General features: G+C 51.1%; 26 protein-coding genes and 1 pseudogene. 11 read left to right on the top strand and 16 right to left on the bottom strand.

What is annotated here, in order from left to right; translation table 11 throughout:
* The first annotated feature begins 2 nt into the window (after positions 1-2).
* Both CKW38_RS13535 and CKW38_RS29685 read left to right on the top strand, forming a co-directional pair.
* Positions 3-1025, top strand: a complete 1023-nt coding sequence (locus CKW38_RS13535; RefSeq protein WP_095112991.1) for a fimbrial protein — start codon at positions 3-5, stop codon at positions 1023-1025.
* An 81-nt stretch (positions 1026-1106) separates the two neighbouring features.
* Positions 1107-2108, top strand: coding sequence for a fimbrial protein (locus CKW38_RS29685; protein ID WP_141232661.1), 1002 nt, complete (start codon positions 1107-1109; stop codon positions 2106-2108).
* A 122-nt stretch (positions 2109-2230) separates the two neighbouring features.
* Here CKW38_RS29685 and CKW38_RS13545 read toward each other — a convergent pair whose 3' ends face one another.
* The 4 genes from CKW38_RS13545 to CKW38_RS13560 are packed head-to-tail and all read right to left on the bottom strand — an operon-like array spanning position 2231 to position 6816.
* Complete coding sequence (locus CKW38_RS13545; protein ID WP_095112993.1) at positions 2231-2674, bottom strand: response regulator; 444 nt, start codon at positions 2672-2674, stop codon at positions 2231-2233.
* Positions 2671-4989 (bottom strand): ATP-binding protein, encoded by a 2319-nt coding sequence (locus CKW38_RS13550; RefSeq protein WP_095112994.1) that lies wholly within the window; start codon positions 4987-4989, stop codon positions 2671-2673. Before CKW38_RS13550 ends, CKW38_RS13545 begins: the two co-directional genes overlap by 4 nt.
* Positions 4986-5639, bottom strand: a complete 654-nt coding sequence (locus CKW38_RS13555; protein ID WP_095113084.1) for a response regulator transcription factor — start codon at positions 5637-5639, stop codon at positions 4986-4988. Before CKW38_RS13555 ends, CKW38_RS13550 begins: the two co-directional genes overlap by 4 nt.
* A complete protein-coding gene (locus CKW38_RS13560; RefSeq protein WP_095112995.1) occupies positions 5632-6816 on the bottom strand; it encodes a sensor histidine kinase in 1185 nt (394 codons plus the stop codon). The genes CKW38_RS13555 and CKW38_RS13560 overlap by 8 nt, the downstream gene beginning before the upstream one ends.
* A 166-nt stretch (positions 6817-6982) precedes the next feature.
* On the opposite strand from CKW38_RS13560, the gene CKW38_RS13565 reads away from it, so the two are divergent.
* The gene (locus tag CKW38_RS13565; RefSeq protein ID WP_095112996.1) at positions 6983-7501 is read left to right on the top strand and encodes an SgcJ/EcaC family oxidoreductase; all 519 of its coding nucleotides are present in this window, start codon (positions 6983-6985) and stop codon (positions 7499-7501) included.
* Positions 7502-7740: 239 nt separating this feature from the next.
* Here CKW38_RS13565 and CKW38_RS13570 read toward each other — a convergent pair whose 3' ends face one another.
* Complete coding sequence (locus tag CKW38_RS13570; RefSeq protein ID WP_095112997.1) at positions 7741-7896, bottom strand: DUF2256 domain-containing protein; 156 nt, start codon at positions 7894-7896, stop codon at positions 7741-7743.
* 288 nt (positions 7897-8184) lie between these two features.
* Between CKW38_RS13570 and CKW38_RS30380 the strand changes: the two are divergent.
* Both CKW38_RS30380 and CKW38_RS13580 read left to right on the top strand, forming a co-directional pair.
* Positions 8185-8355: pseudogene (locus tag CKW38_RS30380) on the top strand (heat-shock protein); the annotation flags it as partial.
* 145 nt (positions 8356-8500) lie between these two features.
* Positions 8501-8680: a CsbD family protein gene (locus tag CKW38_RS13580; RefSeq protein WP_095112998.1), complete on the top strand. Its 180-nt coding sequence runs from the start codon at positions 8501-8503 to the stop codon at positions 8678-8680.
* Between the two features lie 180 nt (positions 8681-8860).
* Here the strand turns inward: CKW38_RS13580 and CKW38_RS13585 are convergent, their stop codons facing one another.
* Positions 8861-9070, bottom strand: a complete 210-nt coding sequence (locus CKW38_RS13585) for a hypothetical protein (protein WP_095112999.1) — start codon at positions 9068-9070, stop codon at positions 8861-8863.
* Positions 9071-9121: 51 nt separating this feature from the next.
* On the bottom strand, positions 9122-10183 hold the full coding sequence (locus CKW38_RS13590) for an SDR family oxidoreductase (protein WP_095113000.1): 1062 nt from the start codon (positions 10181-10183) through the stop codon (positions 9122-9124).
* Positions 10184-10516: 333 nt separating this feature from the next.
* On the opposite strand from CKW38_RS13590, the gene CKW38_RS13595 reads away from it, so the two are divergent.
* Positions 10517-10705: a hypothetical protein gene (locus CKW38_RS13595; protein WP_095113001.1), complete on the top strand. Its 189-nt coding sequence runs from the start codon at positions 10517-10519 to the stop codon at positions 10703-10705.
* 15 nt (positions 10706-10720) lie between these two features.
* Here CKW38_RS13595 and CKW38_RS13600 read toward each other — a convergent pair whose 3' ends face one another.
* The 3 genes from CKW38_RS13600 to CKW38_RS13610 are packed head-to-tail and all read right to left on the bottom strand — an operon-like array spanning position 10721 to position 11670.
* Complete coding sequence (locus tag CKW38_RS13600; protein ID WP_095113002.1) at positions 10721-10900, bottom strand: hypothetical protein; 180 nt, start codon at positions 10898-10900, stop codon at positions 10721-10723.
* Positions 10901-10924: 24 nt separating this feature from the next.
* Complete coding sequence (locus CKW38_RS13605; protein ID WP_095113003.1) at positions 10925-11116, bottom strand: antitoxin Xre/MbcA/ParS toxin-binding domain-containing protein; 192 nt, start codon at positions 11114-11116, stop codon at positions 10925-10927.
* Positions 11117-11151: 35 nt separating this feature from the next.
* Entirely contained in the window at positions 11152-11670 is a 519-nt protein-coding gene (locus CKW38_RS13610; protein WP_095113004.1) for a hypothetical protein, read from the bottom strand.
* Positions 11671-11793: 123 nt separating this feature from the next.
* Here CKW38_RS13610 and CKW38_RS13615 point away from each other — a divergent pair, with 123 nt between their 5' ends.
* Together CKW38_RS13615 and CKW38_RS13620 are read left to right on the top strand one after the other, a co-directional pair.
* The gene (locus CKW38_RS13615; protein WP_095113005.1) at positions 11794-12102 is read left to right on the top strand and encodes a helix-turn-helix domain-containing protein; all 309 of its coding nucleotides are present in this window, start codon (positions 11794-11796) and stop codon (positions 12100-12102) included.
* Positions 12103-12198: 96 nt separating this feature from the next.
* Positions 12199-12645 carry a hypothetical protein gene (locus CKW38_RS13620; protein WP_256579891.1) on the top strand — a complete coding sequence of 149 codons (447 nt, stop codon included), beginning with the start codon at positions 12199-12201 and terminating at the stop codon, positions 12643-12645.
* Positions 12646-12752: 107 nt separating this feature from the next.
* Here CKW38_RS13620 and greB read toward each other — a convergent pair whose 3' ends face one another.
* Positions 12753-13265, bottom strand: coding sequence for a transcription elongation factor GreB (gene greB, locus CKW38_RS13625; RefSeq protein ID WP_095113006.1), 513 nt, complete (start codon positions 13263-13265; stop codon positions 12753-12755).
* Positions 13266-13821: 556 nt separating this feature from the next.
* Between greB and CKW38_RS13630 the strand changes: the two genes are divergently transcribed.
* Complete coding sequence (locus CKW38_RS13630; protein ID WP_095113007.1) at positions 13822-16056, top strand: hypothetical protein; 2235 nt, start codon at positions 13822-13824, stop codon at positions 16054-16056.
* A gap of 106 nt (positions 16057-16162) precedes the next feature.
* Here CKW38_RS13630 and CKW38_RS13635 read toward each other — a convergent pair whose 3' ends face one another.
* Complete coding sequence (locus CKW38_RS13635) at positions 16163-16447, bottom strand: hypothetical protein (protein ID WP_095113008.1); 285 nt, start codon at positions 16445-16447, stop codon at positions 16163-16165.
* A 421-nt stretch (positions 16448-16868) separates the two neighbouring features.
* Here CKW38_RS13635 and CKW38_RS13640 point away from each other — a divergent pair, with 421 nt between their 5' ends.
* Positions 16869-17363, top strand: a complete 495-nt coding sequence (locus tag CKW38_RS13640; protein ID WP_095113009.1) for a GNAT family N-acetyltransferase — start codon at positions 16869-16871, stop codon at positions 17361-17363.
* 203 nt (positions 17364-17566) lie between these two features.
* On the opposite strand, the gene CKW38_RS13645 is transcribed toward CKW38_RS13640, so the two are convergent.
* The 4 genes from CKW38_RS13645 to CKW38_RS13660 form a co-directional block, all read right to left on the bottom strand.
* Positions 17567-18352, bottom strand: a complete 786-nt coding sequence (locus CKW38_RS13645) for a hypothetical protein (protein ID WP_095113010.1) — start codon at positions 18350-18352, stop codon at positions 17567-17569.
* 130 nt (positions 18353-18482) lie between these two features.
* On the bottom strand, positions 18483-20465 hold the full coding sequence (locus CKW38_RS13650) for a DUF3732 domain-containing protein (protein ID WP_095113011.1): 1983 nt from the start codon (positions 20463-20465) through the stop codon (positions 18483-18485).
* The gene (locus tag CKW38_RS13655) at positions 20449-20955 is read right to left on the bottom strand and encodes a three component ABC system middle component (protein WP_095113012.1); all 507 of its coding nucleotides are present in this window, start codon (positions 20953-20955) and stop codon (positions 20449-20451) included. Before CKW38_RS13655 ends, CKW38_RS13650 begins: the two co-directional genes overlap by 17 nt.
* On the bottom strand, positions 20952-22157 hold the full coding sequence (locus CKW38_RS13660) for an ABC-three component system protein (RefSeq protein WP_095113013.1): 1206 nt from the start codon (positions 22155-22157) through the stop codon (positions 20952-20954). Before CKW38_RS13660 ends, CKW38_RS13655 begins: the two co-directional genes overlap by 4 nt.
* A gap of 429 nt (positions 22158-22586) precedes the next feature.
* Here CKW38_RS13660 and CKW38_RS13665 point away from each other — a divergent pair, with 429 nt between their 5' ends.
* Entirely contained in the window at positions 22587-23096 is a 510-nt protein-coding gene (locus CKW38_RS13665) for a hypothetical protein (RefSeq protein WP_095113014.1), read from the top strand.
* Positions 23097-23126 lie beyond the last annotated feature (30 nt).

Genomic DNA, 23126 nt, shown 5'->3' on the forward strand with positions numbered 1-23126 from the left:
TGATGAGAAAATCGCTTTACTGGTTTTTGATATCTCCCATCTTGTTTGTATTTACTCCGTTTGTAAATGCAACTTGCTCATTTGATAAATATAGTGGGCTTTCCGAAACAACAATCAATTTGCCGGTTTCGTTAAGTGCATCTAGAGATTTACCTGTTGGAGCGGAAGTCTGGAGCAGCGGTTGGGTGAAGTCGCCTAGCACACTTATTCGGTGTACTGGCAGCGGTTTTATACAGGGCACTTTAGCCAGCGGGATAGGCGCTGCCATTCCAGGATATACAGGTGGCGGATTCAGCTCTGTATTTGAAACTAACGTTCCCGGATTAGGTATTTCAGTTTATCTTTGCAGCAACGTTCCAACGGGCTGTGGTACAGATTTTTCTTCGTTGGTTGCACTCGCTAATCTAAATACGCCATTGACAGACACGTACGTCCCATTGGTCGGCAGTTGGCTAGTTCGCTTGATTAAAGTTGGGCCAATATCTAGTTCCATTCCTTTGCAGATTCCTGGGGTTAGTTCGGGTTACGCTCACGGTTTGGAGACCGGTAGGTTGATGCTGTCTGGGCAAATGCAAATTAACACCATAGGCTGTGAAATCACATCTCAAAGCAGAAATATAACGGTCTCTTTGCCATCTGTAATGCTGGCAGACTTTAGTGATGATACGACGATCTTGAATAATAGGTCAAAATCGCAGGCCTTTGAAATCAGTTTGATGTGCGACGCAGGAACTAGACTCAGATACCAAATTGATGGAGTGGAATCTTCATCGGCATATCATGTGCTTGCCAACGCGCAGGGTTCTGGAATGGCTACCGGAATAGGTGTTCAGCTGTTTCGAGGGGATTTTGCCGATGATGATGTAGTGCCCTTAGGGATAAGTCTGTTACATGCAAACGTTGAAAGTAATTCCAGAGTGGTTATTCCGTTGATGGCGCGTTATTACAAGACGGCAGCACGTGTGAGCGAAATGAGAGCAGGGCAGGTCACGGTCGCGGCAACCTTTACTTTGAGTTACGAATAGTTTCGATCAAACGTTTTGGGTCAAAAGTCATCAATCCAGGCCTAATATGCAGTTCTCTATTAGGCTGTTTGAAGGTGTGATATGAGATTTTTTATCTCTGTATTTTTAGGTTGGCTTTCATTGGTGTCTTATGTTGAGGCTTACTGTATTTTCGATAACTCTGTGCAGTCTCAATTTTCGATAAGTTTGCCAGCTACATTGAATGTGGCGCGTGACGCAGAGGTCGGAACGGAACTTTGGAGTAGCGGATGGGTTGAAGGCCCCGCTACCAACATTCGATGCTTTTCCACTGGTAATGTAAGCGGTGTGCTGGCGAGCGGAATAGGCTCCGCAGTACCCGGTTTTTCTAGCAATGGGTTCAATTCTGTTTTTAAAACTAACGTTGAGGGTATAGGTGTTTCAGTATATTGGTGCAACAATTTTTCCAGCTCATGCAATCCTAACTACAATAATGTAACCCCTATCGCTAGCCTAGCGTGGCCTGTCAATCCTTACCCTTACGCCTTGAAAACAAGCTGGTGGGTGCGGCTCGTCAAAACTGGATCCATTATTCCTGAAGACTCGTTGACTATAAGTGGTACTAATCAGATAAGCTATCATGATCTGGCAGTCGCAAATTTGAGCATCGTTGGTCAGGCTAGTGTAAATGTCGGTGCATGTGAAATTAGTCCGCAAAGTTCTAATATCACTGTTTCTTTGCCTAGTGTCATGCTTTCAGATTTTGGTGACTCTATGTCGGTTTTAGAGAATTCGCTGAAAGCAAAGTCGTTTGAGATCAGTATGATCTGTGAGGGGGGAGTAAATGTTTACTATCAAGTCGACGGGGCTGCGATTGGGGATGTGCTTGAAAATATAAAAGGGCCCGGCATGGCTACCGGGGTCGGAGTTATGCTCTTTCGTGGAGATCAGAGTGGCAATACTGTTCTTCCTTTAGGTAGGAGAATTTTCCATGGCGTGACCTCGGGGACTTCAGCTGTCAGGATTCCGCTCACTGCGAAATATTATAGAACTTCGGATAATGCTCGCGAAATGACTGGCGGGGATGTATCGGTGGTTGCCGTATTTACGCTGTTTTATGAGTGAGTTTCATGATGGGTTTAACGTGCTCAGAAAGCTAATAGCATTTATTGCCGGTACTAAGGTCGAATCGCTTACATTCAAGCATCAAGTCTGTGTCGTTGATTTCGTTCTTAAGTGATTCCGTCCTATCGACGAAGCAGTTCTATTTTTTCCTTTGGTAGCAATGTGCTGAGTTTTTTATAAAGTGCACGTGTTTCCAGAAGATTCCAAACACGCAACATGGTTTCCAATACATCTAACGGTTTACTGATGAAGTCCTTTGCGCCTAAAGACAAAGCGCGTAGGCGTGTATCTCGGGTTGCATCGGCTGTCAGTACCAGGATCGGTAGATACTCTCCGCTTGGAATTCGTCGATTAAGCTGTTCGAGCACCGCAAACCCATCAAACTCCGGCATGTGCAGGTCTAGAATCACCAAATCTGGTTCAAAACTATTAAACAGATCCAATGTACGTAAGGGATCGGTTGTGCTCAAAACATTGCTCAGCCCTTCACGGGCCAGAAGCTGCTCGACCAATTCTAGATTGGGGCGTTGATCATCCACGACCAAGATACGCAAGTCTTTGTTCATTTCGGTTCCGGTAAATGAGTATCCATGTACGCAAGCAGTGTTGGCACATGGATAGGTTTGGTCAATATTGCCGTAGCACCAGCGTCACTCAAAGAGTCTCGTGTAATTTCACTCGCATCGGCTGTGATCATCAGCACTGGAATACGCGATGTTTCGGCTCGTTGGCGTAATCGTCTCAAAACGTGTAGGCCGTCTATGTCGGGCAGGGTCATGTCGAGGAGTATTAAATGGGGGCAATGTTGCATTGCCAACTCGATCCCCATTTGTCCTTGCATGCTGGACAGTAGTTTCACCCCGGGACGCCGCTCCAGTAATGTTTCAATTAGAGCGAGGCTGGAAAGGTTGTCCTCAATGCAAAGCACTCTCCCTTCATATTTTAAGGCTGGACGTCCCGAATCTTGTGGGATTAAGCCGACTGCCGGCTTTGGATCTGGATAGATATTTGTGGAGGCTAGCTCAAAAGTAAAGCAAGATCCCTCATTCTGTGTGCTCTGTACCTTGAGGCTTCCACCCATCATTTCCAGAAGGCTTTTGCTAAGTGCCAGACCAAGTCCTGTACCCTCGACATTAGGGTCGGTCTCCAGCCGTTCGAAAGGCTTGAACAATTGATTCAGGTGTTCAGCAGCGATGCCTTTGCCGGTGTCGCTGACCGAAACATAAACACGCTCTCGCTTCACGTTGACGCTGATCCGCACCTGTCCGTCAGGTCGATTATATTTGATCGCGTTAGACAATAGGTTGAGGAGTACCTGAATCAGGCGTTGCCGGTCTGCTACGATTCCCTGCTGCGGAGGGAGTATCGGTAGGTCAGTCAGGTGAATGCCTGCCGCGTTGGCCATAGGGGACACCAGTGTGACGGCCTCCTGTAATGCCGTTCCCAATGGAACAGGCTCTACGTTTAGTGCAAGTCGGCCAGCTTCTATCTTTGCAATGTCTAGCACCTCGTTGATCAGCGTCAGCAAGTGCTGGCCAGCGCGCAAAATGTGCTCGACTTGAGGTTTATGTGACTGGGGTGAGTCCATCTCCAGCAATTGAGCAAAGCCAAGTATTGAGTTAAGAGGCGTGCGCAGCTCATGGCTCATGCGCGACAAAAACTCACTTTTCGCACGACTTGCTCGTTCTGCTTCTTCTTGTGCCGTACGCAACTCGATTTCTGCGGTGCGACGATCAGTAATGTCTCGGGTTATCTTGGAGAAGCCGCGTAAGGCACCGGCGGCATCGTACTGCGCAGTAATCACAACACTTGCCCAGAAACGGCTGCCGTCCTTTCGGCAGCGCCACGCTTCTTCCATGTAATGTCCGTTTTTCTTGGCTTCGTCCAAGGCAAATTCGGGGTGTTGAGGGCATTCATCCGGCAGATAAAATAGCGAGAAATGGCGACCGATAATTTCCTGTTCGGTGTATCCCTTGATTCGTTCGGCGCCGGCGTTCCAGCTAGTGACATGCCCATCTGTATCGAGGGCGAAGATACCGTAGTCCTTCACCCCATCGATGATCAGTCGCAGTCGCTCTTCGTTATCGCGCAAAGCACGCTCTCGTTCAGCCAGAAGCGATCCGGCTTCAATCAGGCGAGTGCCTAGCTGGCCAATTTCATCGTGCTCTGGTGGTTGCGGTAGCAGTGGTTGCCCAAGCGCCAGGCGCTGAGCGTTACCTTGGACTTGTTGGACTCTTGCGACGATGCCTTTCGAGAGAAACAGTACTGCGACAACGGCGCCAAAAAGTCCGCAGACAGCCGCCAGCCAAGTGGACAGCAATAGACGTTCGCGTTTTGACGCGGCCGAAGCAGTACGCTCAGCGAGAAGGGTATCCTCCAGTGCCCCCATCGTTATGATCCGCTCTCGCAGCTCGTCAAGGATGTGTTTGTTGTTAAGAAGGATGCTGGTGACGGTTTCCGGTTGTGTATCGCGAACATCAAGCAAATTTACGAGCCCTTCAACCTTTCGGTCGATCAAGGGTGTGATCGCTTGAAGTTGCTCGCGCACACGAGAATCCCGAACATTGTTGTCCAGTCGTTTTAAGGCGGCATCGATTAGTGGTTTAGCATTCAAATAACCAGGCAGAAAGTCCTTCCGACCGGTGAGCAGGAAGCCCCTTACACTGGCAGCTGCTTCGGCAAGCAGTGTCTGTACGGTTTGAATATCCCCCTGCACAAGCAGCACCCGGCGTACGTCTTCCTCTGCGCGTGCAGTCTGGCGCTCCGTGGTATAAATCAACACCAGAGACAGCAGCAGAATCACTAGCGGCATGGAAATCACAAACAGGGCTTTGCCTCGCAGCGGTAAATTTGCCCAGCTCTGGGCAGCTCTCACTTTCATGGTTGTGCCACTAAACCCAAGGCGATTCCTTTGACGGCTGCCTGGGTTCGATCTGTAGCCCCCAGCTTGGCAATGACACGCTCGACATGCGCTTTTGCTGTGCCGGTGGTGATGCCAAGTTGCTCACCTATTTCCCGGTTGCTGAAGCCATTGGCAACCAACGCGAGCACTTGGCGCTCCCTTGCGGTCAATTGCTCAGAATGAATTGCTCCGCTGGCAGTTCTTTCAGTCATTCGTCGCAGTAGACGAGCGCTCACTGCGCTATTGAGTACTTCTTCTCCAGCTGCAATTCGTTGCAGGGCATCGATTACTTCATCGCGGCTTGCATCTTTCAACAGGTAACCCACAGCGCCTGCGTTCATCGCCGCTTCCAGGTGCTCAGGACTATCGTCCATAGTGAAGATCACCACCTTTATCGAAGGCAGGCGTTCTCTAAGAGTTCTCGCCGCAGCAAGCCCGTTGAGTACGGGCATGCGAATGTCGAGAATCACGATGTCGGGAGACATGAGATCGCACAAATCAATGGCTTCTTTTCCATCACGCGCTTGGCCGACGACAACGAAGTGCGGATGGCTGGCAAGCAGCGCAACAAAACCGGTACGGGTAACTTCGTGGTCGTCTGCCAGCACCAGTCGTAAAACTTCACTCATCCGCAGAGCCATCCATTACAAAGGGTACTACTACGTGCAACTGTGTTCCTGCTCCTGGTTGACTGTTGCATTTAAAGCTCCCGTCTAGAAGGTTCGCCCGTTCCCTCATAGCCGCCAGTCCCAAGTGTCGAACGCCTTCAGTATTGAGGGATCGCCCCATGACAAAACCCTCGCCGTCATCATCTATTTGCAGTGAAGCCTGTCCTTTCGCTGCCTCCAGCGCGAATGTCACATTGGATGCACGGGAATGTTTGAGAATGTTATTGATGGCTTCCTGAGCAATTCTGAATAGCGCAATTTCCACGGAGCTTGGCAAGCGTGCATCGGTTTCGGCGTTCCAATGTACGATGACTCCAGCTTCGCGAAGTCGATCGGCTTCTTTGTTAACGGCAGGCTGCAGGCCAAAGTCATCGAGTACTGTAGGGCGTAAGCCAGAGATCAATTGGCGGCCTTCGCCAACGCAGTGCTGGGCCAGCGAAAGAATTGCTTTCAAGTCTGTGTCCAGTGCTTCAGGCAGTTGTGGGCAACCGCCAGCGAAGCCTTGCAGGCGTTGATGTAGCCCCGCCAGTTTCTGCGCTAATCCGTCATGCAGGTCATACGCCATTCGCTTGCGCTCGTCCTGCGCGCTGAACAGGCGATGAACGAGATCGGACATCGTTTGCTCTCGTGCCCGTAAAGTCGTCAGCAATCGATCGTTCTCAAGATGAGCAGCCAACAGCGTGGCAAGCAACTGCAAGGATTCGACATCTTCAACGTCCGGGGCTGGAATGCAGACACTATTGGCAAGAAACAGCAGGCCGAAGGGCGCGCCATCGCTACCTAACAATTGCACCTGCAGTGAAGTAGGCGATGCCGCCGTTGCACGCTTCAGCCAATCCTCAACACTGATGCCGCCGGCAGTAAAAATTTTTAGGTCTTTGAGTTTTCCGGCGCGCCCTTGGCTGGAGGTTATTTGCACCCGTGCTTTGGTGTCCCATTCGACCAAAACGGCATGATCCATTGCCAAAAAGGCGCAAGCACGCTTGAGCACTCGGTCACGCATGCCTGCTGGATCCAAGCGAATAAGCTCTTGCCCGGTGTCCACGAGCAGGCGCAACCGTGCTGCGCGACTTTGTGCCTGACGATACTCGGAACGAATGGCGAGAGCGCTGCCAAGGTCTTCAGTTTGATTGTCCATTCTTAACTCCAGCGCTCGCGCACGCTCGTACTCGCGGGGGCGTCATTAGACCCTCTGTTCCCGTTGGGGGCATCTGCCGAATGGCATACGCAACTGGCTCCAGTCAGCCGATGGAGGCGAGCATGCGGGTTGGCAAAGTGTGCCTATCAATCACAGGAGTTTAGATATGCTGCTGAAAAAAACGACGCTTGCCTTGTTACTAGCCTTGTCTGTGCCCACTGTTTTTGCAGCTTCAAATGCACCCTATGTTTACAACACGGTCGCTGCCCAACCAGTCAACGTAATGGATAGGGAAATTGCGGGGCTATTTGATCGTTGGAACGGTGCTCTGCAGACGGGGAAAGCGCAGAGTGTTGTCGACCTCTATGCGCCAAACGCAGTGCTTCAGCCCACCGTATCCAACCAGGTGCGTACCACCCCGGCGGAGATAAAGGACTACTTTGACCACTTCCTCGCGATGAACCCGGTGGGCCAGATCAACTACCGTGAGATTCGCCAACTGGGCGACAACGTGGCGATGGACAGCGGTGTTTATACCTTTACCCTTAAGCCCGCTAACGGTAAGGCTCAACAGGTGCAAGCGCGTTATACGTTCGTTTATGAGCGTTTGGACGGCCAGTGGAAGATTCTCAATCACCACTCCTCGGCGATGCCTGAGACACAGGCACGCCACGCCGCACACTAAATATCTCCCTCTACCTCAAGCGTCTATTCCGTCGGGGTGTAGGCGCTTTTGAGTCGTTGGTTTTTTTCAATGGCCCACGCCTTTTTCAATGCGACTTCAGTGCAAAAAAGGCGGGCTTGCCAGACATGGCACTTGATTCGAAGCATCCACTCAAATGCTACAGCGATGGCTGGTGGGGCACATTCGATCCATCCCCATCTGAAGGAAGACGTTCGCTACCTGACCTGCTCCTATATCAGTCAATTTACCAGGCCGTATTGGGTTCCGCTTTTACTCCGCCGGCAACGCTCAGAGCAGTAGCGCACCTCATTCCAGCAGCGTGCCCACTTCTTCCTCCATGTGAAGGGAAGGCCGCAAATCACGCAAGTTTTGACTGGGAGCTCACTCTTTTTCAAAATGAATCACCTTCACCTGACGGGGCCGACAGTGCGCGGCTTGCTTCATGGCATTAAGATTATCCCGCTTAATTAGCGCCGTGACCTCACATAAAACTTAAAGGTTTATCTGCCGCCAGCCTAGCTCCCAGGCGCTATCACCGACACTGGGTAGATCGCCGTGAATGCGCCGGCATCGACGCTCAGTGCCCTGCAATCAATCCCATACACCTGCGCCAGATTTCCTGGGATTAAAGTGGTTCTCGTTGGGCCGCAGCAATGCACGGTGCCCTGATCAGGCATGAGCGTGTCCGGCTGTCGTTCCGCTTGATGGATCACATTGAGGTGCAAGGCTCGAAGCTCGCCAACGGTTTGCTGAACATCGATTTGCTCAGAGTTGTACCAGTGGAGGCGAAGCCTAAGCACATCGTGATCGGTGGGACTGAGTCTGCTGACTCGAAGCCGGTCAGCGAGCAGTAGCGTGAATAGAGAGGCGCTCCCAGGAGCGCCTCTTTTTTTGGGTGCTGCTGACGACCGGTCGTCATAGAAAGTGGAACTCCAACTCATGACCACCAGTCAATTTTTGTGTCCAGATAGGACGCCTATTCCTAACCGGGAGAAAAACATGAGTGGCACTTCAGACAAAATTAAAGGCCTGGCCAACGAAGCAATCGGTAATGTGAAGCAAGGTGTCGGCAAGGTCACAGGAAATGAGAAGCTGCAGGTCGAAGGGGCTATCCAGGAAAAGAAAGGTGAAGCCCAGCAGGTGGTTGGCAAGGTCAAAGACGCCGTAGACAAAAAGTAGCTTTCGGCAGCTATTACCTTTGGTGCAATGGCTACCAATTGGTGGCCGTACTTAGCCATGGTTGACTCGCAGCATTATTGCGGTCAAAAAAAAGCCCGCGATGTGGAGAGCGGGCTGTGAACCATGTAAGGAGCTGACTTCAACGTACTCCGATGGATGTGAAAAAATTGTAAGACGTAGTCATGGAGACTTTTTGAGGCGCGCCAAACCTTGTTTGATGTGGCCAGCGTTCTCACCTATTGTGTAAAGCGCTCCTCGGACATTGTCTCCGACGTCTGCGTGGCCTTGAGCTTCAGCGTGCAACGTCAATTCCATTAATGCTGCTTCTAGAGCGAGCTGATTCTGATACATCCTTTCCAGCACATCTGATAACGAGTATTCGCCTGCCATTTTCCTTCTCCTCTCCTTGGATTCTTCTGAGAATATCTGCTCTGGAACAACCTAGGGTATCAAGCGCATCTCGCGTAGTTTGTCGAACACGTCGAAAAAAGCTTGATCACTCGCCTGGTAAGCAGTGAAGCCCATGGCACGGCTTTTCGACATATCAGTGACAACTTCGATTGGCCGACCGAGATCTGCATCAGTGTGCCATGGGGATATCAATCGACCGATATCCGGTTCTTTCAAACCGTGTTCCGCAACCATGTTCGTCCATACGGCTTGATCGTCAGCCATCTGCTTCTCTAGAGGGGCGGGGGACGCAGGATAATCGGCAGCAGGCAAGTCGAAGTAGTCGGCAATGCGGCTCCACATCCATTTCCAACGAAATACATCGCCATTGGTGACGTTGAATGCCTGGTTAGCTGCAGCCGGCGTGGTGGCCGCCCACAGTTGTTGTCTCGCCAACTGCCGGGCATCCGTCATATCGGTAAGGCTGTCCCACTGCACTCTTGATCCTGGAAACACAAAAGTGCGATTGGTTTGTTTGCAAATGGACGCATAGACGGCGAGGGTGGTTGCCATGTTCATCGCGTTACCTACAGCAACCCCGGTGACGGTATGCGGGCGATGAACGCTCCAAGTGAAGCCGTCCTTTTCAGCAGCGGCGAAGAGCTCATCCTCTTGGGCATAATAGAAATTCTCGACATCCAGGCGACCCTGCTCTTCGCGGAACGGTGTTTGTGGAAGGCTGCCTTTTCCGTACGCTTCGAACGGGCCGAGGTAGTGTTTCAGGCCAGTGACCAACGCTACATGCACAACGCTCTTGGCTGGGCGAATGGCGGCGAGCACGTTACGTACCATGGCGGCATTAACGCTAATGTTCTCGGCCTCCGTTGCTTGCCGTGACCATGTGGTAATGAACACGTGAGTGGGTTTCAAATCCGCCAGCGCCTGTTCCAGCGACGCGGGATCCTGAAGGTCTGCCGCGACAGGTATCACGCCTTGCACTTGCGACGGGTGCCTCGACAGTGCGGCGACCTGCCACTCGTTGTCTATTAGTAACTGTGTGATGGCGCTGCCAACGATACCGCTGGCGCCCACGACCAAAGCTGTCTGGGTCATACGTTTCTCCTGGATTTAGGTTTGGGAGTCCACCTAAGCAACAGAGGTTCAACCTGAACCGGATCCGCATTGGCAACGCTCTCTCCCAAGCAGGTCATCCGAATCGAATCGTCGCTTGGGCAACAGTGACGAAGTGAGCGTTTAGGTGGAAGGAGAGGATCTCTCCAGCCTGATGACCAGAGCACATTTGAAATTTAGATAGGCATAGCGTCGACAAACAGAAGAGGCGACGCCGTTCGGTGTCACTGCCGAGCGTAGCCGCGCATGTGCCGGCTGGCGTGGTATGAAGAAGTGAGGTATGTATCTCTGATCTCACACTGGCAGGAGGCCGAAATGAGGTTGCAGAGCGATATTGATGCGCTAGCCGCGATCGAGGAGGACGCTAAAGCGATGCTGAAGAGAATAGGGCTGCCCGATGACGCTCAGAAACTTGAGGTGGTCGTTTTCCTTCGTCAGATCATCGACCTGGCAACCTACATGGAGTCGGCTGATCGATTCATCGAGGCGCCAATCATCGCTTGAGTGGTTCTGTTTGAATCAGGAGTGGTTTGTGTCGTGTCCGTGACTATGCAGATGCGATAAAAGCGCGTCGCTCAGATCGAGCAGTGCCTCGCGCAGTCGCCGATTTTCACGAGCATCGCCCGAATCCGGTTCGAATGTTTGCGCATGCCGAAGCAAAGCTTCGGCGTCGTTTGTGTTGAGATCAAAGATGATCATGTCGATCCTCGACGAAGGAGTGCGTTAACTGGCGAACCCATGGTTGAGCCTATCGAGTTCTGCTTTCACGCCTTCATATCCCACTCGACTGTGAGCCAGTTGCAACCGAGAGTAATCACCGGTTTCTGCGGTCGCTTGGCTCAGCCAATGATCGGCTTTCTTTTTGTTGCCAAAGACAAGCTCGGCTTGGTGTTGGATCTGCTCGACGTTGTTCACTTTTGCTCCTGGCACTCTATTGCAACTGGTTCATCTCATTTGGCGGTAGAGGCGGAAGCAGGGGTCTTTGCGCAATATTCACGGAACGCCTTGATGCCGCGCGTGATGATCAATATTGGCTTAACCATGTAGCGATAGCTGACGAACAAATTCAGGGCGATCCAGGCTAGCTGGTAGGACGAACCGTGAAAGCTTCGGTGGTTGGCGCTGTTTGTCCAGAAACCGTAGGCAACAAAAATAGTAAATATGGCGACCGTTAACGGAAAGATGCCGAGCCTCCCTAGGGAGACGCCAATGAAGGGGATAGTAACCACCGAGCGAACAGGCTCTCCTGCCACTTGCATTGCCCAGATTCTGTAGACCTTGTCCTTACCCAGCTGTGCTGTCACCCGGACACGATCCCCCGCCTTGACGTGAGCGTCCAGCACATCTGGGATTTCGATCGGTTCGAGTTTTTTGCCGTCAATTTTCCAAAAATGGTAGCTCACCATGTCGCCGCCGAAGCCGCGCGATTTCTCATCGAGCCGGCCGTCTACGATCTGCATTTCCTTCATCTTGAGTCCCTGTCCTTGCGTCGCTGAGTGATGGCAAAAGGATATTTCTACCAAATACTAAGGAATACTTAGTATGCGGTCAAAGCAAATCTAAGAATCTCTTAGCCTTTCGGCGATGAGAAAATGGGTACGTTCGGCAAGCGTTTGAAAGAGGCGCGCAAGCTTAGGGGCTTTTCACAGGAGCGTTTGGGGATCGAGGCGGGCATTGAGCCGGCCACGGCGTCAGCGCGGATGTCTCAGTACGAAAAGGGCGTTCACCAGCCTGGGGAAAGTATCGTGAAGCAGATCGCCGCAGTCATGAATCTGCCGGTGCCGTATTTTTACTGCGAGGACGATGAGACGGCGCATCTGCTGCAGTGCTTTCATCTTTTGAAAGCGAAGGATCGCAAGGATGTGGTTGATCAGGTTGAGAGGCTTGCACTGTGTGGCTGATATACATGCCCAAACAGAAGACTGAAGAAGCTTTTCCCGACAGCACAAGTAACGTATGAGTAGACCAGAACGTGACAAAGTAGGTGGGAGACAAGCATGAGTTACTGGGAAATGAGGATACTGAAGCAGCCCGGATTCGACCCCCAATTGCCGGGGGCCGGATATAAGACTGCTAAAGAGTACAGTCGCAAGCTTGCGATAGTGGGTAGTGGTTTGTTCGTGGGATGTGGGGCGCTTTTCTTCGTGCCGCTTACACAGCCTCTGGCGCTAGGATTGGCGGGAGCTCTGCTCGTCCTTGCTTGCATCGTGGGGCGTGAGTACAACAAGCATGCTCATGAGTTCGTGAAGCACACCTCATTGCCCCAACTGATCAGAATTTTTGCCCCTACCTGGCGTTACATGTTGATGACAACCATTTTGTTGGGAGTTGGGCTAGGTCTGACTGAATGGAGCGTTTTCGCCGAGAAGAAGGAAATGCTGTTAGGCCTGATGGTGTCGGGGAGCTTTTTCGATTTACTAAAAAGCTTCCTCACTGCCAAATAGTTGCTCATCAAGCGGTTGGCTTTCTCGTCGTTGATTGCCCGCCGCTCAGATAAGCCTACCAGCGATGTTTGCAGCATCAGCTCGCTGCTCGATGCCATGATATTTCGTTATTTTTGAACCGACGAAGCCGAAGTCTGATCTTCTGCTGGGTCATGGTAGGAGATGCTCTTGATATACCAAGAGGTTTCGCCGGTTGGAGTCTGTACCGTTGCTTCGTCGCCTTCCTCTTTCTTGAGTAGGGCCCGAGCCATAGGTGAATCGATCGAAATGTAATCGTTGCGGCCATAAATTTCGTCATAGCCCACGATCCGAAATTTTTTTACGTCTCCATCGTCATTCTCAACTTCGACCCAAGCCCCAAAGAAAACCTTACCCTCTTGCTCGGGGGAATAGTCGACAACCTTCACGTCCTCCAATCGCTTACGCAAATACCTGACCCTTCGATCAATCTCGCGCAGCAGTTTTTTGTTGTACTGGTAGTCCGCGTTTTCGCTGCGGTCTCCCAGCGATGCCGCCCAAGCGACTTTCTGGGTTATTTCTGGGCGATACACACGCCACAGATGATCAAGCTCTGCTCTTAAGGCGTCGTGGCCACCGCGAGTGATGATGTTCGTGGCCAAAGCGGCCTCCTGTTGAAGAGTTGCGCGTGTTAATCGAATGCAGTGCAGAGGCTTTAGAATGGGAGTGTGCACTGTTTGATGTCATGGTGGGGCGAGGCCCACGGTTCTTAAATTAGAGCCTATCATGCGGCCGTATTTCATCGTATTAGGGAGCGCGAGATAGCATTCAGCGCGTCCAAGATGACTTCCAAGCGCACGGGCAATCCGTTCTGCGTGACTACATCGGCTGTCAACCACCATCTGTTGCAGTGTTGTGATTGTAGAGTCGACAACCTCTCTTGGGAATTTGCGCTCTTGATGGCGCCCAAATCCGAAGCCCGATGCATTTGCAGATCAATTCGATTCAGCGTGATGTGGGCTAGGGTGAGTAGATTCTTTATCTCGTAGCAGAAATGCGTATTAGCTGCCAGGAAGATGCTGGCAGTTTGCCCGCTTTATGGGAATTGCTCTGCTAGGATAAATTCGCCGTCGGCTTTGTTTGGACTGACAAATTCGTTTTTCCCGCCACTGTGCTCAGATGGCTCGAACCCGTGGCCCGATCATTCGAGGATGGATCATGCCCAATCCAAAATTGCCACCTGAGTTTGAGGTCGTGAGTTGGCTGCAAAGGCTTATCGAAAACGACCAACTGCTCGAAAATATCCAAGGTCAGGAAGTCATTAGTTCCATAACGGATGCGATCGGGCAGGACTTTTTCATCCCATCTTTCGGTATTGATTACATCTCTCGACGTGCCTCAGCAGAGGCTGCTGATCAGGTGCTTGGTCGTTTGGGTTTACTGGAAATTATTTCGATCAATACCAGTATCTCGCTCACCACTGGCGAGGTTTTACGCCCTGACATTCTCTGCTTCAATCCCGACTCGAAGACCCTCGTAGTTTTTGAGGTCAAACGAGCAAGTGAGACAGAAAGGCAAACCGTTACCGAGCTCGCAGGTTATGAACAGGAACTTCGAAACCTGCTGCCTTTTCTAGGCAACTTCGATATTTGTTTTGTGGTGGTGGCTGCGGATTGGACAACGCTTCTGACTCACGCGGTCGGCAGTATGAACGCCTGGTCGGGCAAGCAATGCCTGGCTCTCAAGTTGTTATCCTCTGAGTCATCATTTGTGTTGCAGGCCCTCCTGCCCGAAGCATGGCATCTAACCGGTAGTGTGAGATTACCGCCTGAAGCACTTCCCTCTATCGACCTGTATCTGTTCGAAAAATCGGTTGATGACTTCGTTGATGATGAGGATGAGCGCAAGAGGGATGAAGCGGATGGTGCGCAGGCAGAAGAGTCAGCTACTGACGAGCGAATTCCACCACGTTGCATAATAAGCGCGATGGATGTTATCGCGCGTGCAGGTGACAGGGCTGGATCCCACGGATTCATGATGCTGTGGAGGGATGTCAATGGCCATGGGCGAGGGCGGTGGTGCATCACCCTATGCGCTATCGATCCCTACTCGATGTACGCCTGGTGCAAAGAGCATGGGTTGCCCCAGCGTGTTTCTGAAGCATCCCTGTTCCTGGACAGCCGCAAAGCCGATATTTCAGGTCAGACACCAGCCACAATCTACGATATTGCCAACGCCGCCTACCCGATTCTGAAGGAGCATTTTGATCCTGAGTTCAGCAGCGACGTTTGTTGGCAAATGAAGGCTCAGAGTTGCCGGCTCAGAGGGGTACCTACGAGGTTTGATTTCTGGGGAAGTCTCGGACAACACGCTCGTGAGTTCGTCTGCAATCCAGCTGTGCGTTATCGATATATGCCTTACGTGAGCCGAAACCAACTCGACTGGACTGATCCAGTCGTGGCGATGCCATTGGTGGAAAATCTGTCGGTAGGTGTGCCGTTCCCGGGAGGGACAATCAAATGCAGTGATGCCTTCCTTACGGGCAGGGTACTGGGTGATCTCGCTTTGGCTGCCTTCAATGCAGCGCCTGGCAGAGAGCATGCGGCGAGAATCGAACCCATGGTCGAGTGGGCGCAGTTGGAGGCGTTGCGGCATGCGATCGAAATGAAACAGATGTATGACGTGACGGAAGAAATCGTCACGCCGATCCCTATGCTATCCAATGACCCATTGAAAAGATTAAAGGCGACTCAGGATCTTGCGAATTGGGTGCAATCAGATCTGATCAGTGACCGGCATCCTTTCCACCAAGGGTGCTTTGACTTGGGGTTGAGGGAAGCCATGCTGTTCAGGTTATCAGAGGAGGGAAGCATTGATCGGTCTTCGCCTGATCAACCTCGCCAGGCGGCCTCATTAATTCGGCACCTCCTGAAGGGCGCGATTCTCAGGATGAAAGGCAGTCAAGGTCAGCTGTTGCAGTCCGCAGGGTATCGCGATTTCGAAAAATACCTGGCCCCACATTTGGCAACCTGTCTTGACAAGCAGGGTATCGTCGACGAGCTACGATTGAACGTAGCACTTGATGAAATTCCAGATGTTGAGCTGCTCAGAGCGTTTCCCGGGACACTCGTTAAAGGGATTGATTCGATTGTTCCGGTCGTCCTTCATACCGTTACTCCAGCGTTTTCTGTGTTCGTCGATTGGGAGTGGTTGAAGTCTGGGGTAAGGGCGCTGTTTGAATCAGGAGATCATCGTCCCGCAGTAATCTTCAATCAGAACGGCACGGTGGGGACTGGCCATATTCTGGGAATGAGAAAATTCCTCTCACCCATCATGGATCCTGATGTAGAGGTTTATCTTCTCGATGAAACATCCGCACGGAATATTGCTATGAAAATGACGTGGGAGGAGGTCAAGACATTCTATGCTGAATGGAGCCAAGGTGCTGCGTGAGCACCTGTGCTAATCGGTTTTTCCATCAGCAGGGATGACTGGATCTTCCAGCGCTCTCCAAGTCTGCATGTCGATGTCCGACTGACGCGAGGGGTGATCGTCAGCGCTACATTCGTGCATTTATCCACTCCCACACGTTCTTGCTGAGCCACCCTTGGTGTTCTCCATTGTTCAGCTTGGTGACAAAAATGCGGTCGTTGAGGTCAAGCTTGAGTCGAAGGTCGTCGGAAATCTGGTTCGCTGTGGCGCTGCTGGAAAGCCATCGAACAGACTCCAACCCTGCATCGCTGACATTTGGATAGCGATCCAGATGCTGGATGAAGGCTTGCCGGGCTTGGGCGTAGTTGCCGCGCTCCTTGTTGAGGTTCCACGTCACCATGTAGACAGCCATTGATTACTCCTTGTTGAGCCGAGGGATGGCTCCAGCAAGCCTAAGCCAAGCCTTTGAAAGAGTCTATGTCGACGTGAACTTCTTTTATTGAGATTCATGGCAGTGTTTGTCGATTGGCGGCAACCGTTCAGGTGAGTGTTCTTTAATTACAATATCGTCCTGCCCCGGTATTCTGCTTCATGATGGATGTTTCCGTCATCTCATTGCATATCCTCAGCTATAGTAAATACCAAGCGTACTTCCGGCTTGCAGTCTGCAGCCCAGCAGCTATTAGCTGCACGCGCAAAGTGAGTGTTGATTTACCCTGATTTTTCGTGGTTGACGGTGAACGTCGGCAGGACAGTACGTGTGATCAGTAATCTTGAATATCCGTTCCGTCAAAAGACCTCTTCTACATTGCGCTAAAGATAGGGTGATTAAGATGATGGCAGATCCGATGTCGGCATTATTGAACTTTCAGAAAGAAATTTCCGCTGGCATGCTTACTGCTGCGTCTAATGGGTCACCTAACATCCGTGTAGTTCGCGATGAGCTGAACGGAAAAACTAGGTTTTCATTTGCCCGGGTAGAGCAGGGCCAAGTGAAGTCTTTGGTTATGTTCATTTCGGGAGGGAACAAAAACGATGTCCCTTGTTTCGATGTGGGGTATGCCGTAGCAATCCCGTGGAGAGGGAAGGGGTACGCTAAAGAAATCATTACGCAGGGATTGAAGGAGCTGAGCGAAGGCTTGCGCTTGGCTACTGGACTATCCGCATTCTGGGTTGTTGCTGTGATCGGTATGGAGAATGTCGCATCGCAAGCCGTTGCCAAGAGTACTCTATCAAGTACATTCGAGGAAATAGTTGACGAGTTCTCTGGTTTGCCTGCATTGATTTACAGCCGCTTGATAAATTTTGAACCAGGAGTAAAAGCGTAGTGCGCGTTTTCACATTGGATAATGCGAGCTTGCCCTGTAAGTGAGGTTAGAAGATTTTGAATTAAAACTAAACCTATCGGCTAGTGCCTTACGGTGATGACGTTTCTGCTTTAGGCGAAAAGTGGAGTTTTTATCATGGCTTACTCCCCCCCCCCCAAAAAAAAACAGAGTTCATTAGCCTCTTGGCCTGTATTAGATTTTTGCTATGGATTCGACTGTAGTAGCTCCCGTAGCAACTCTTCGACTGACTTTCTAGAGGCACCCTTCACGATGAGGCCGTTTTTATATTCAAGTCCAATTCCGAAAAACTGAAATATGTCACTAAGAACGGGCTCTTTCGAATGGATTTTTTTAGGCCCCTTAAATAGCCCCCCACCGCTCATTCCTTTCAGTGCATAGCCTTGTTCTTTAAACCCTTCATGGGTGTACTGTACATTTTCATTGACATGTTTTCCGGTTACCTCATTTTCGGTTTCTGATACAAGCTCAACTCCGAGCAAAAGGAAGTCGGCATTATTCCATTTTTTTAGCCCGTCCACTCCATCGGAAAGGAATTTCTGAACATTTTCTTTGGTGGCCTTAGTACGATGAATGCTTTGCACTGCCTTTTTCTTAGGGAAACCTATCCATCCGAAATTCTCTACGAATTCAGTGGTGGAAACGAAGTTTAAGTCGAAGTAGTTTTTGTGCTCGATTTGTTGGGTGTGGCAAGCACATAGGTCTCTTTCTCGGCATATTTTATGTGAGCGCGAAATGCTCGAAAGAGGCATAAATTCGCCATCTGTTCTAAGTACACCTATTTCATTCAGATGATCTTCTCGCGGGGAAAGTGCATGCGCTGCGAAAACACAGAAATGCTGTCCTTCAATCTTTACGAACGTCATGGTGGAAGAGAATTCGTAGCCGCCTGTGCCATTTTTTCGGTACAGAGGGTATATATGTCGCTGGGCTTGTAAAGCGAAGTCATCTACCCTGAAAATACCACTCATAATTTAAGCTCCGCTCTTGGTGGAATTGTTGTTCTGTTCTGTTTCTGATTGGCGATAAGTAACGCGGCTCTGGAATTTTCAAGGGCGGTGTCTCGCGTTCTAACCGTACACACACGCGGGTTATTTGAACCTACACCGAATGAATCCAGTGAGCAGGAATAAGGCCATCACCTTTGCGCTCCCAAGCTTCGACGCTCACGGTGTCATCAATATCTCCCCAGATGTCTGGGCCAGCATGCTCCAGAACAATGATCTGGACAAAATGTCCTGCGCGTTTCAAACCCTCCGCCAGAACTTCGAAGATCCGACGGGTCGCGATAACATCCGCAGGCCGAGCTTGATTTATGGCATCGAAGTTTTCATCTAGCGCGTTCACACCACTGGTATTGCTCGGAAAATAAACCTGGCTCGGCTGGTCGATCACGATGAAGCTGAATGGAGGTAATTTCCGGTTCTCTTCCTTGGAAAGGTATTCATGAATTCCCAAGAACGTTGCTATGTGATATCCCATCCAGTTGGCACCACTACCGATCTCCCACAGGTAATCCCTCTTGTCTTCCGACTCAAAGCGAAGCGTGAGTTCTTTCCTGTCTAGATAAATCTGAGAGCCTGGCGTACCATTCAAACCAAATTGAGTGGCATAGTCATCAAACATTGGAGCTAGTTGGGCATCAACCTTCTTCTCCTGCTCTGCCATATCAGTCGATGACATCACGAAGTTGTAATGCCGGATCAGGCTATCCAGCTCAATCATGCGTTTCAGCAGGCCTTCGTCAGCCGTCGCCCCATCCAGTTGCTTAAGGAGCCCTCTGATTTCTCCCGCGACAAAGTAGATCTGGCCAATCGCGTCGCGTGTACGCTCATCCTCCAAGATCAAGCGTTTCTGCTCTTGCAGTAGTCGAGAGAGTTCACGCTCCTGCTTAGCACGATGCCGCTTGAGGGTAGATAGTTGCTTGTCCACAACTGGATTGTCTTTTAGTGCATCTGAAATCCGAGTGATCTTGTTGATCTTCTCTTCCAGATTCTCGATGACCAGAGGGAGTGCATTTGTAAACGAGCCGCAGGCTACGCAATGCCCTCCATCCGAGACACTCTGCTTAAGCCAATCCAGCCCAATAGCATGAGATTTTTCTGTATCAATCGCTGCAACGAATCGCTTGCTGGTACGAGAGAGATGATCGAAACCATCAACCTGCGCATCCAAGTCATCTACAACACTTTGCTGTTTGGCGACCTGTTCTATGACCTCCTTAAGCTTGATGGAGATATGCAGCCTTTGGGGTTCCAGCAGTGTCTGCTCTAGTCGACCTTCATTTGTGGCAATCACTACGTGTTTGAGGCGATCCACTTTTTGTGCGCCTGACGCACTGGTGCGCTCAAGCATTCCCAATTGAATGCAGCGATCGAACAACAGGTCGACGTCTGCATAATGGGTGGCCTTGGCAGCCTCGTGTACCGCTATCTGTTTGCGTAGCTTTTCCTGCTCGCGTTGAGCCTCATCCCGGCGGCGTTCATTCATGATATAGGCTGCATCCACCATGCCGAGAGCGTAGGGCATAGCTCGCGTCAGGCGCTCCTTATGAGCAAATGAGTCCGTTTTGAAGAACAGGGTGTTGGGGTTTGCGACGATGTGCTGAGGCAGGAAGTTGAACGCCGCCATGTCGCGATAGGAGCTGCGGCGATCAAAACTGGACGGCTCCTCGTCATCCGAGTGTGGCAGATCACTTACTCGAACCATGCCATCGAAAGCGGCCTTGTACTGGATCAGCGAATGAGTTCTGCTCACTGTGTCGGGGATTTCACCGTCGAACTCAATCATGACTAGATCGTTTGAACCTTGCGAGTTACCCGGGGTACGCCGAGCAACAATGTAGGTAGTATCCAGGACTCGAACTTTCAGGCCGAACCATTCAACCGTATCGCGGATAATCCCAATCGGGATCTGGCACTTCGTGGCACCAAGAACATAGTCAATGATGTGAACAATTGACGATTTTCCGGTACCGCTCAGTCCGTAAATGATGTTGATCTTCCCTTCGCTGAAGGGAATGACTCGTGGCTCCATGCCAAGTTTGCGAGGCCAGAGAATGACTGCGTCAATCGTGAATTTCATCGGGAATCCCAAATAGGAGCTTGTAAAGATTTTCTGTGGATTCGGTAGCGAACCACTTAGCTAGCCTCTCAGTGGTTTGCATCATCGCCGTCGGGATCGTGCTCTTGATGCCCCTCGGCCAACCGTCGGCCAATACCTGAAAGCTCACACCGTCAGGCCCCTTACCAACCTTCCCGATCAGACGGCTGGATACAGCGAGGTTGAGTCCCTGCAACGTAGCGCCGGCATGAGCAGCCACCCTTCGCTGAAGATCGATCTTCAACACGGGCGTCTCTCTGAAAACAGCCGCCACAGTTGATCGGGACGTGCGCTTGTTCAGCGCATCACGCGAGCTTTCGCTCCAGGCCAGCGGCAGTACCAGCATGAGCTTTGGCAGATCGGGTGTTTGGCCGTGCGCAGCCTCCTGATATTGCCCTATGAAATGAGCCAACAGGAAACAAGCCAAGGACGAGTTATGGATCAACAGACGATCCAGGAACACCTCACTCATGTCTCACCTTCTGCGTCTGAAGCGTCACGGTGCCAATGGATTGGCGATTGTGTTTCAACGGTATTTACCATCCGATGGTAGGTGCCGCTGAACAGGTATTGAGCCGATGAGTTCATCCGTCCGACTTTCATCGGGAAGATCTCAGGAAAGAGAGTTTTGGCCATCACGGCGTTGTAATCCGGAATATTGAACTGATCGGGTGACTTGCTCACGGTAAGCCGGTGAGCACTCCCGATTGACCGCCAACGGTCGCTGAGCACCCTCTCGGCACTATCGAAATCATCCAGCAACACCCGGCCGGAATTTAGAAGTCGGATCCGCTCAGAATAGGCCGCGCAGAAAAAGCTGAACTGTTCCATGAGTAGATCATTGGGCATGTTGAGCTTGTTGAGTTGCCCCATGAACAACATGTCAGCAGGATCAATCTTCTGGGCCCATTCTGAAAACTCGGTTTTTTCGAATGGCAATGGTTCCCAAGGGCCATTCATGAATGCATTCACGAGAGCTTGCCGCTGGTTGTAGTAAGGCTGGGCGCTTGTCCAGAAGAGTTTTCGGGCCACCCATGCTTCTTGGCATTGGTCGAATAAGAGACCGACCAAACCATAGTAAATGGAGTCGCTGAACGCGAGCGCGTCCTCTGGAAGGTGTAGTGAGGCGATGATGCCTTGCTTCATCTGCGCATTAAACTGTCCGTCCTCTATGCGCATATGCTCAATCAGAAATGCGAGATCGGCGTCGGAGAATGAAGCGACTTCCTTGGCGATTTCTCCAGGCTTTCCGGTCATGCCTTCAGCGTGATTGCGCAACGTGACCACCGCGTTTGCAACCTCCTGCTTGGAGGATGCCTCCGACAGCTGCATGGCCAGAGTACCTTTCTTCAGTATGCGATTGGTGACGAGCAGGTACTCCAGCTCATCGTACTCTTCCCGAGCCGCTTCCAGCCCGCTCAACCAGATACGAAGGGTATTCCAAAGGTTTTTACTGCTGTCCTGCAGAGGGTTCTTGCGAGGCTGAACAGTAAGCTTTGCTTGCTCCGATACCCGCCGAGTACCTGTTGAGCTTTCACTGATCTCTTCAATGTCATCGGCAGTTTCGATGCCGAATCGGGTCTGCACACTGGGTGCATTGAAGATACGGTACAACGCTCGTTCGTACTGATAGCCATAACCCGCAGCACTGGGGCTAGCACCTGGATCTTTCATCGTTCCATCTCGTAGTCCGTACCCGTGTCACTACGGGGCCTAGACCCCATTCCTTTTTCCGTGGCGCAACATGAAAGGCAATGTACCGCCAGAGATATCACTTGGCCATCTTTTTGAGAGGCTGAAAAATGGTTCAGGTTCGCTAAAGACTGCTTCGCCCTGCGTTCTCCTGATTGGCTGTCAATGATGTCACCCGGTCAAGCATTCGACTTGAGTTCGGTTGGAAATTGTTACAGCGCGAGTTTTCAGGCGGGATTGTTTGTCATTATTTTTGAGCGCCACCATTAGGGCCGTCAGGAGGAGGGGTAAGGGGGCAACGCTTGCCGAATCGATGGGAGGGCACTACGACTAACATCGTAGAACCCAGAGGCGCCAAGCCTAGCTGCTAGTGATAGCCTTCAAGCACCATTGAGCTGTCGAGAAAACAACATGATGATAGTCCCTCAGTTGGACAACAAGATCATTTCTGATCAGATCCAGATCGCCGAAGGAATGCTGCGCGTTGCGCTAGGCGAGCTCGAAGATGAGCGGGTGCAGATGGAGGGTGCGCTGGCTGGGGAGAAGCGAGCCAAGGCTTTAATGGAATTTCTTGAACGGGCTGATGAACGTCGACGTGCCCTAGCCCCCTTCTCAACAGTCAGTGACGACTACCTTTCGGCCGGTTTTGGCGGAGTCCAAGCAGATGAGCTTGAAAGGCATAGGGAATACCTCAACCAGATGATTTCCTATGCTCGAAGAAAAGAAGATGAAGTACGGCGAATAGAGGAGATTGTTGCGCTGCTGGAGAAAGACATCAGCCAATTGCAAACCGTCGAAGCTTATGGATTCGGTGACATCCTGCATCTCCTTGCAGTAAAAAACTTAGGGTGGGGACAGACCGCACTTTACAACCAAGGCCATCGTGGTGACCTACCTCCAAAGTTGATTTCGCCCAGCTGAGGCCGGGGTAGCAAAATTATGGGAAATCCT

This window comes from Pseudomonas sp. Irchel 3H7 (assembly GCF_900187605.1).
GTDB lineage: Bacteria > Pseudomonadota > Gammaproteobacteria > Pseudomonadales > Pseudomonadaceae > Aquipseudomonas.

Bases quoted from the DNA above. Each gene is read 5' to 3' on its own strand.
- CKW38_RS13535 (WP_095112991.1), top strand. From the start codon at position 3: ATGAGAAAATCGCTTTACTGGTTTTTGATATCTCCCATCTTGTTTGTA.
- CKW38_RS13550 (WP_095112994.1), bottom strand. From the start codon at position 4,989: ATGAAAGTGAGAGCTGCCCAGAGCTGGGCAAATTTACCGCTGCGAGGC.
- CKW38_RS13615 (WP_095113005.1), top strand. From the start codon at position 11,794: ATGGGTACGTTCGGCAAGCGTTTGAAAGAGGCGCGCAAGCTTAGGGGC.
- CKW38_RS13565 (WP_095112996.1), top strand. From the start codon at position 6,983: ATGCTGCTGAAAAAAACGACGCTTGCCTTGTTACTAGCCTTGTCTGTG.
- CKW38_RS13660 (WP_095113013.1), bottom strand. From the start codon at position 22,157: ATGAAAGATCCAGGTGCTAGCCCCAGTGCTGCGGGTTATGGCTATCAG.
- CKW38_RS13560 (WP_095112995.1), bottom strand. From the start codon at position 6,816: ATGGACAATCAAACTGAAGACCTTGGCAGCGCTCTCGCCATTCGTTCC.
- CKW38_RS13590 (WP_095113000.1), bottom strand. From the start codon at position 10,183: ATGACCCAGACAGCTTTGGTCGTGGGCGCCAGCGGTATCGTTGGCAGC.
- CKW38_RS13610 (WP_095113004.1), bottom strand. From the start codon at position 11,670: ATGAAGGAAATGCAGATCGTAGACGGCCGGCTCGATGAGAAATCGCGC.
- CKW38_RS13595 (WP_095113001.1), top strand. From the start codon at position 10,517: ATGAGGTTGCAGAGCGATATTGATGCGCTAGCCGCGATCGAGGAGGAC.
- CKW38_RS13640 (WP_095113009.1), top strand. From the start codon at position 16,869: ATGATGGCAGATCCGATGTCGGCATTATTGAACTTTCAGAAAGAAATT.
- CKW38_RS13545 (WP_095112993.1), bottom strand. From the start codon at position 2,674: ATGAACAAAGACTTGCGTATCTTGGTCGTGGATGATCAACGCCCCAAT.
- CKW38_RS29685 (WP_141232661.1), top strand. From the start codon at position 1,107: ATGAGATTTTTTATCTCTGTATTTTTAGGTTGGCTTTCATTGGTGTCT.
- CKW38_RS13655 (WP_095113012.1), bottom strand. From the start codon at position 20,955: ATGAGTGAGGTGTTCCTGGATCGTCTGTTGATCCATAACTCGTCCTTG.
- CKW38_RS13635 (WP_095113008.1), bottom strand. From the start codon at position 16,447: ATGGCTGTCTACATGGTGACGTGGAACCTCAACAAGGAGCGCGGCAAC.
- CKW38_RS13665 (WP_095113014.1), top strand. From the start codon at position 22,587: ATGATGATAGTCCCTCAGTTGGACAACAAGATCATTTCTGATCAGATC.
- CKW38_RS13600 (WP_095113002.1), bottom strand. From the start codon at position 10,900: ATGATCATCTTTGATCTCAACACAAACGACGCCGAAGCTTTGCTTCGG.
- CKW38_RS13585 (WP_095112999.1), bottom strand. From the start codon at position 9,070: ATGGCAGGCGAATACTCGTTATCAGATGTGCTGGAAAGGATGTATCAG.
- CKW38_RS13555 (WP_095113084.1), bottom strand. From the start codon at position 5,639: ATGAGTGAAGTTTTACGACTGGTGCTGGCAGACGACCACGAAGTTACC.
- CKW38_RS13650 (WP_095113011.1), bottom strand. From the start codon at position 20,465: ATGAAATTCACGATTGACGCAGTCATTCTCTGGCCTCGCAAACTTGGC.
- CKW38_RS13630 (WP_095113007.1), top strand. From the start codon at position 13,822: ATGCCCAATCCAAAATTGCCACCTGAGTTTGAGGTCGTGAGTTGGCTG.
- CKW38_RS13645 (WP_095113010.1), bottom strand. From the start codon at position 18,352: ATGAGTGGTATTTTCAGGGTAGATGACTTCGCTTTACAAGCCCAGCGA.
- CKW38_RS13620 (WP_256579891.1), top strand. From the start codon at position 12,199: ATGAGTTACTGGGAAATGAGGATACTGAAGCAGCCCGGATTCGACCCC.
- CKW38_RS13580 (WP_095112998.1), top strand. From the start codon at position 8,501: ATGAGTGGCACTTCAGACAAAATTAAAGGCCTGGCCAACGAAGCAATC.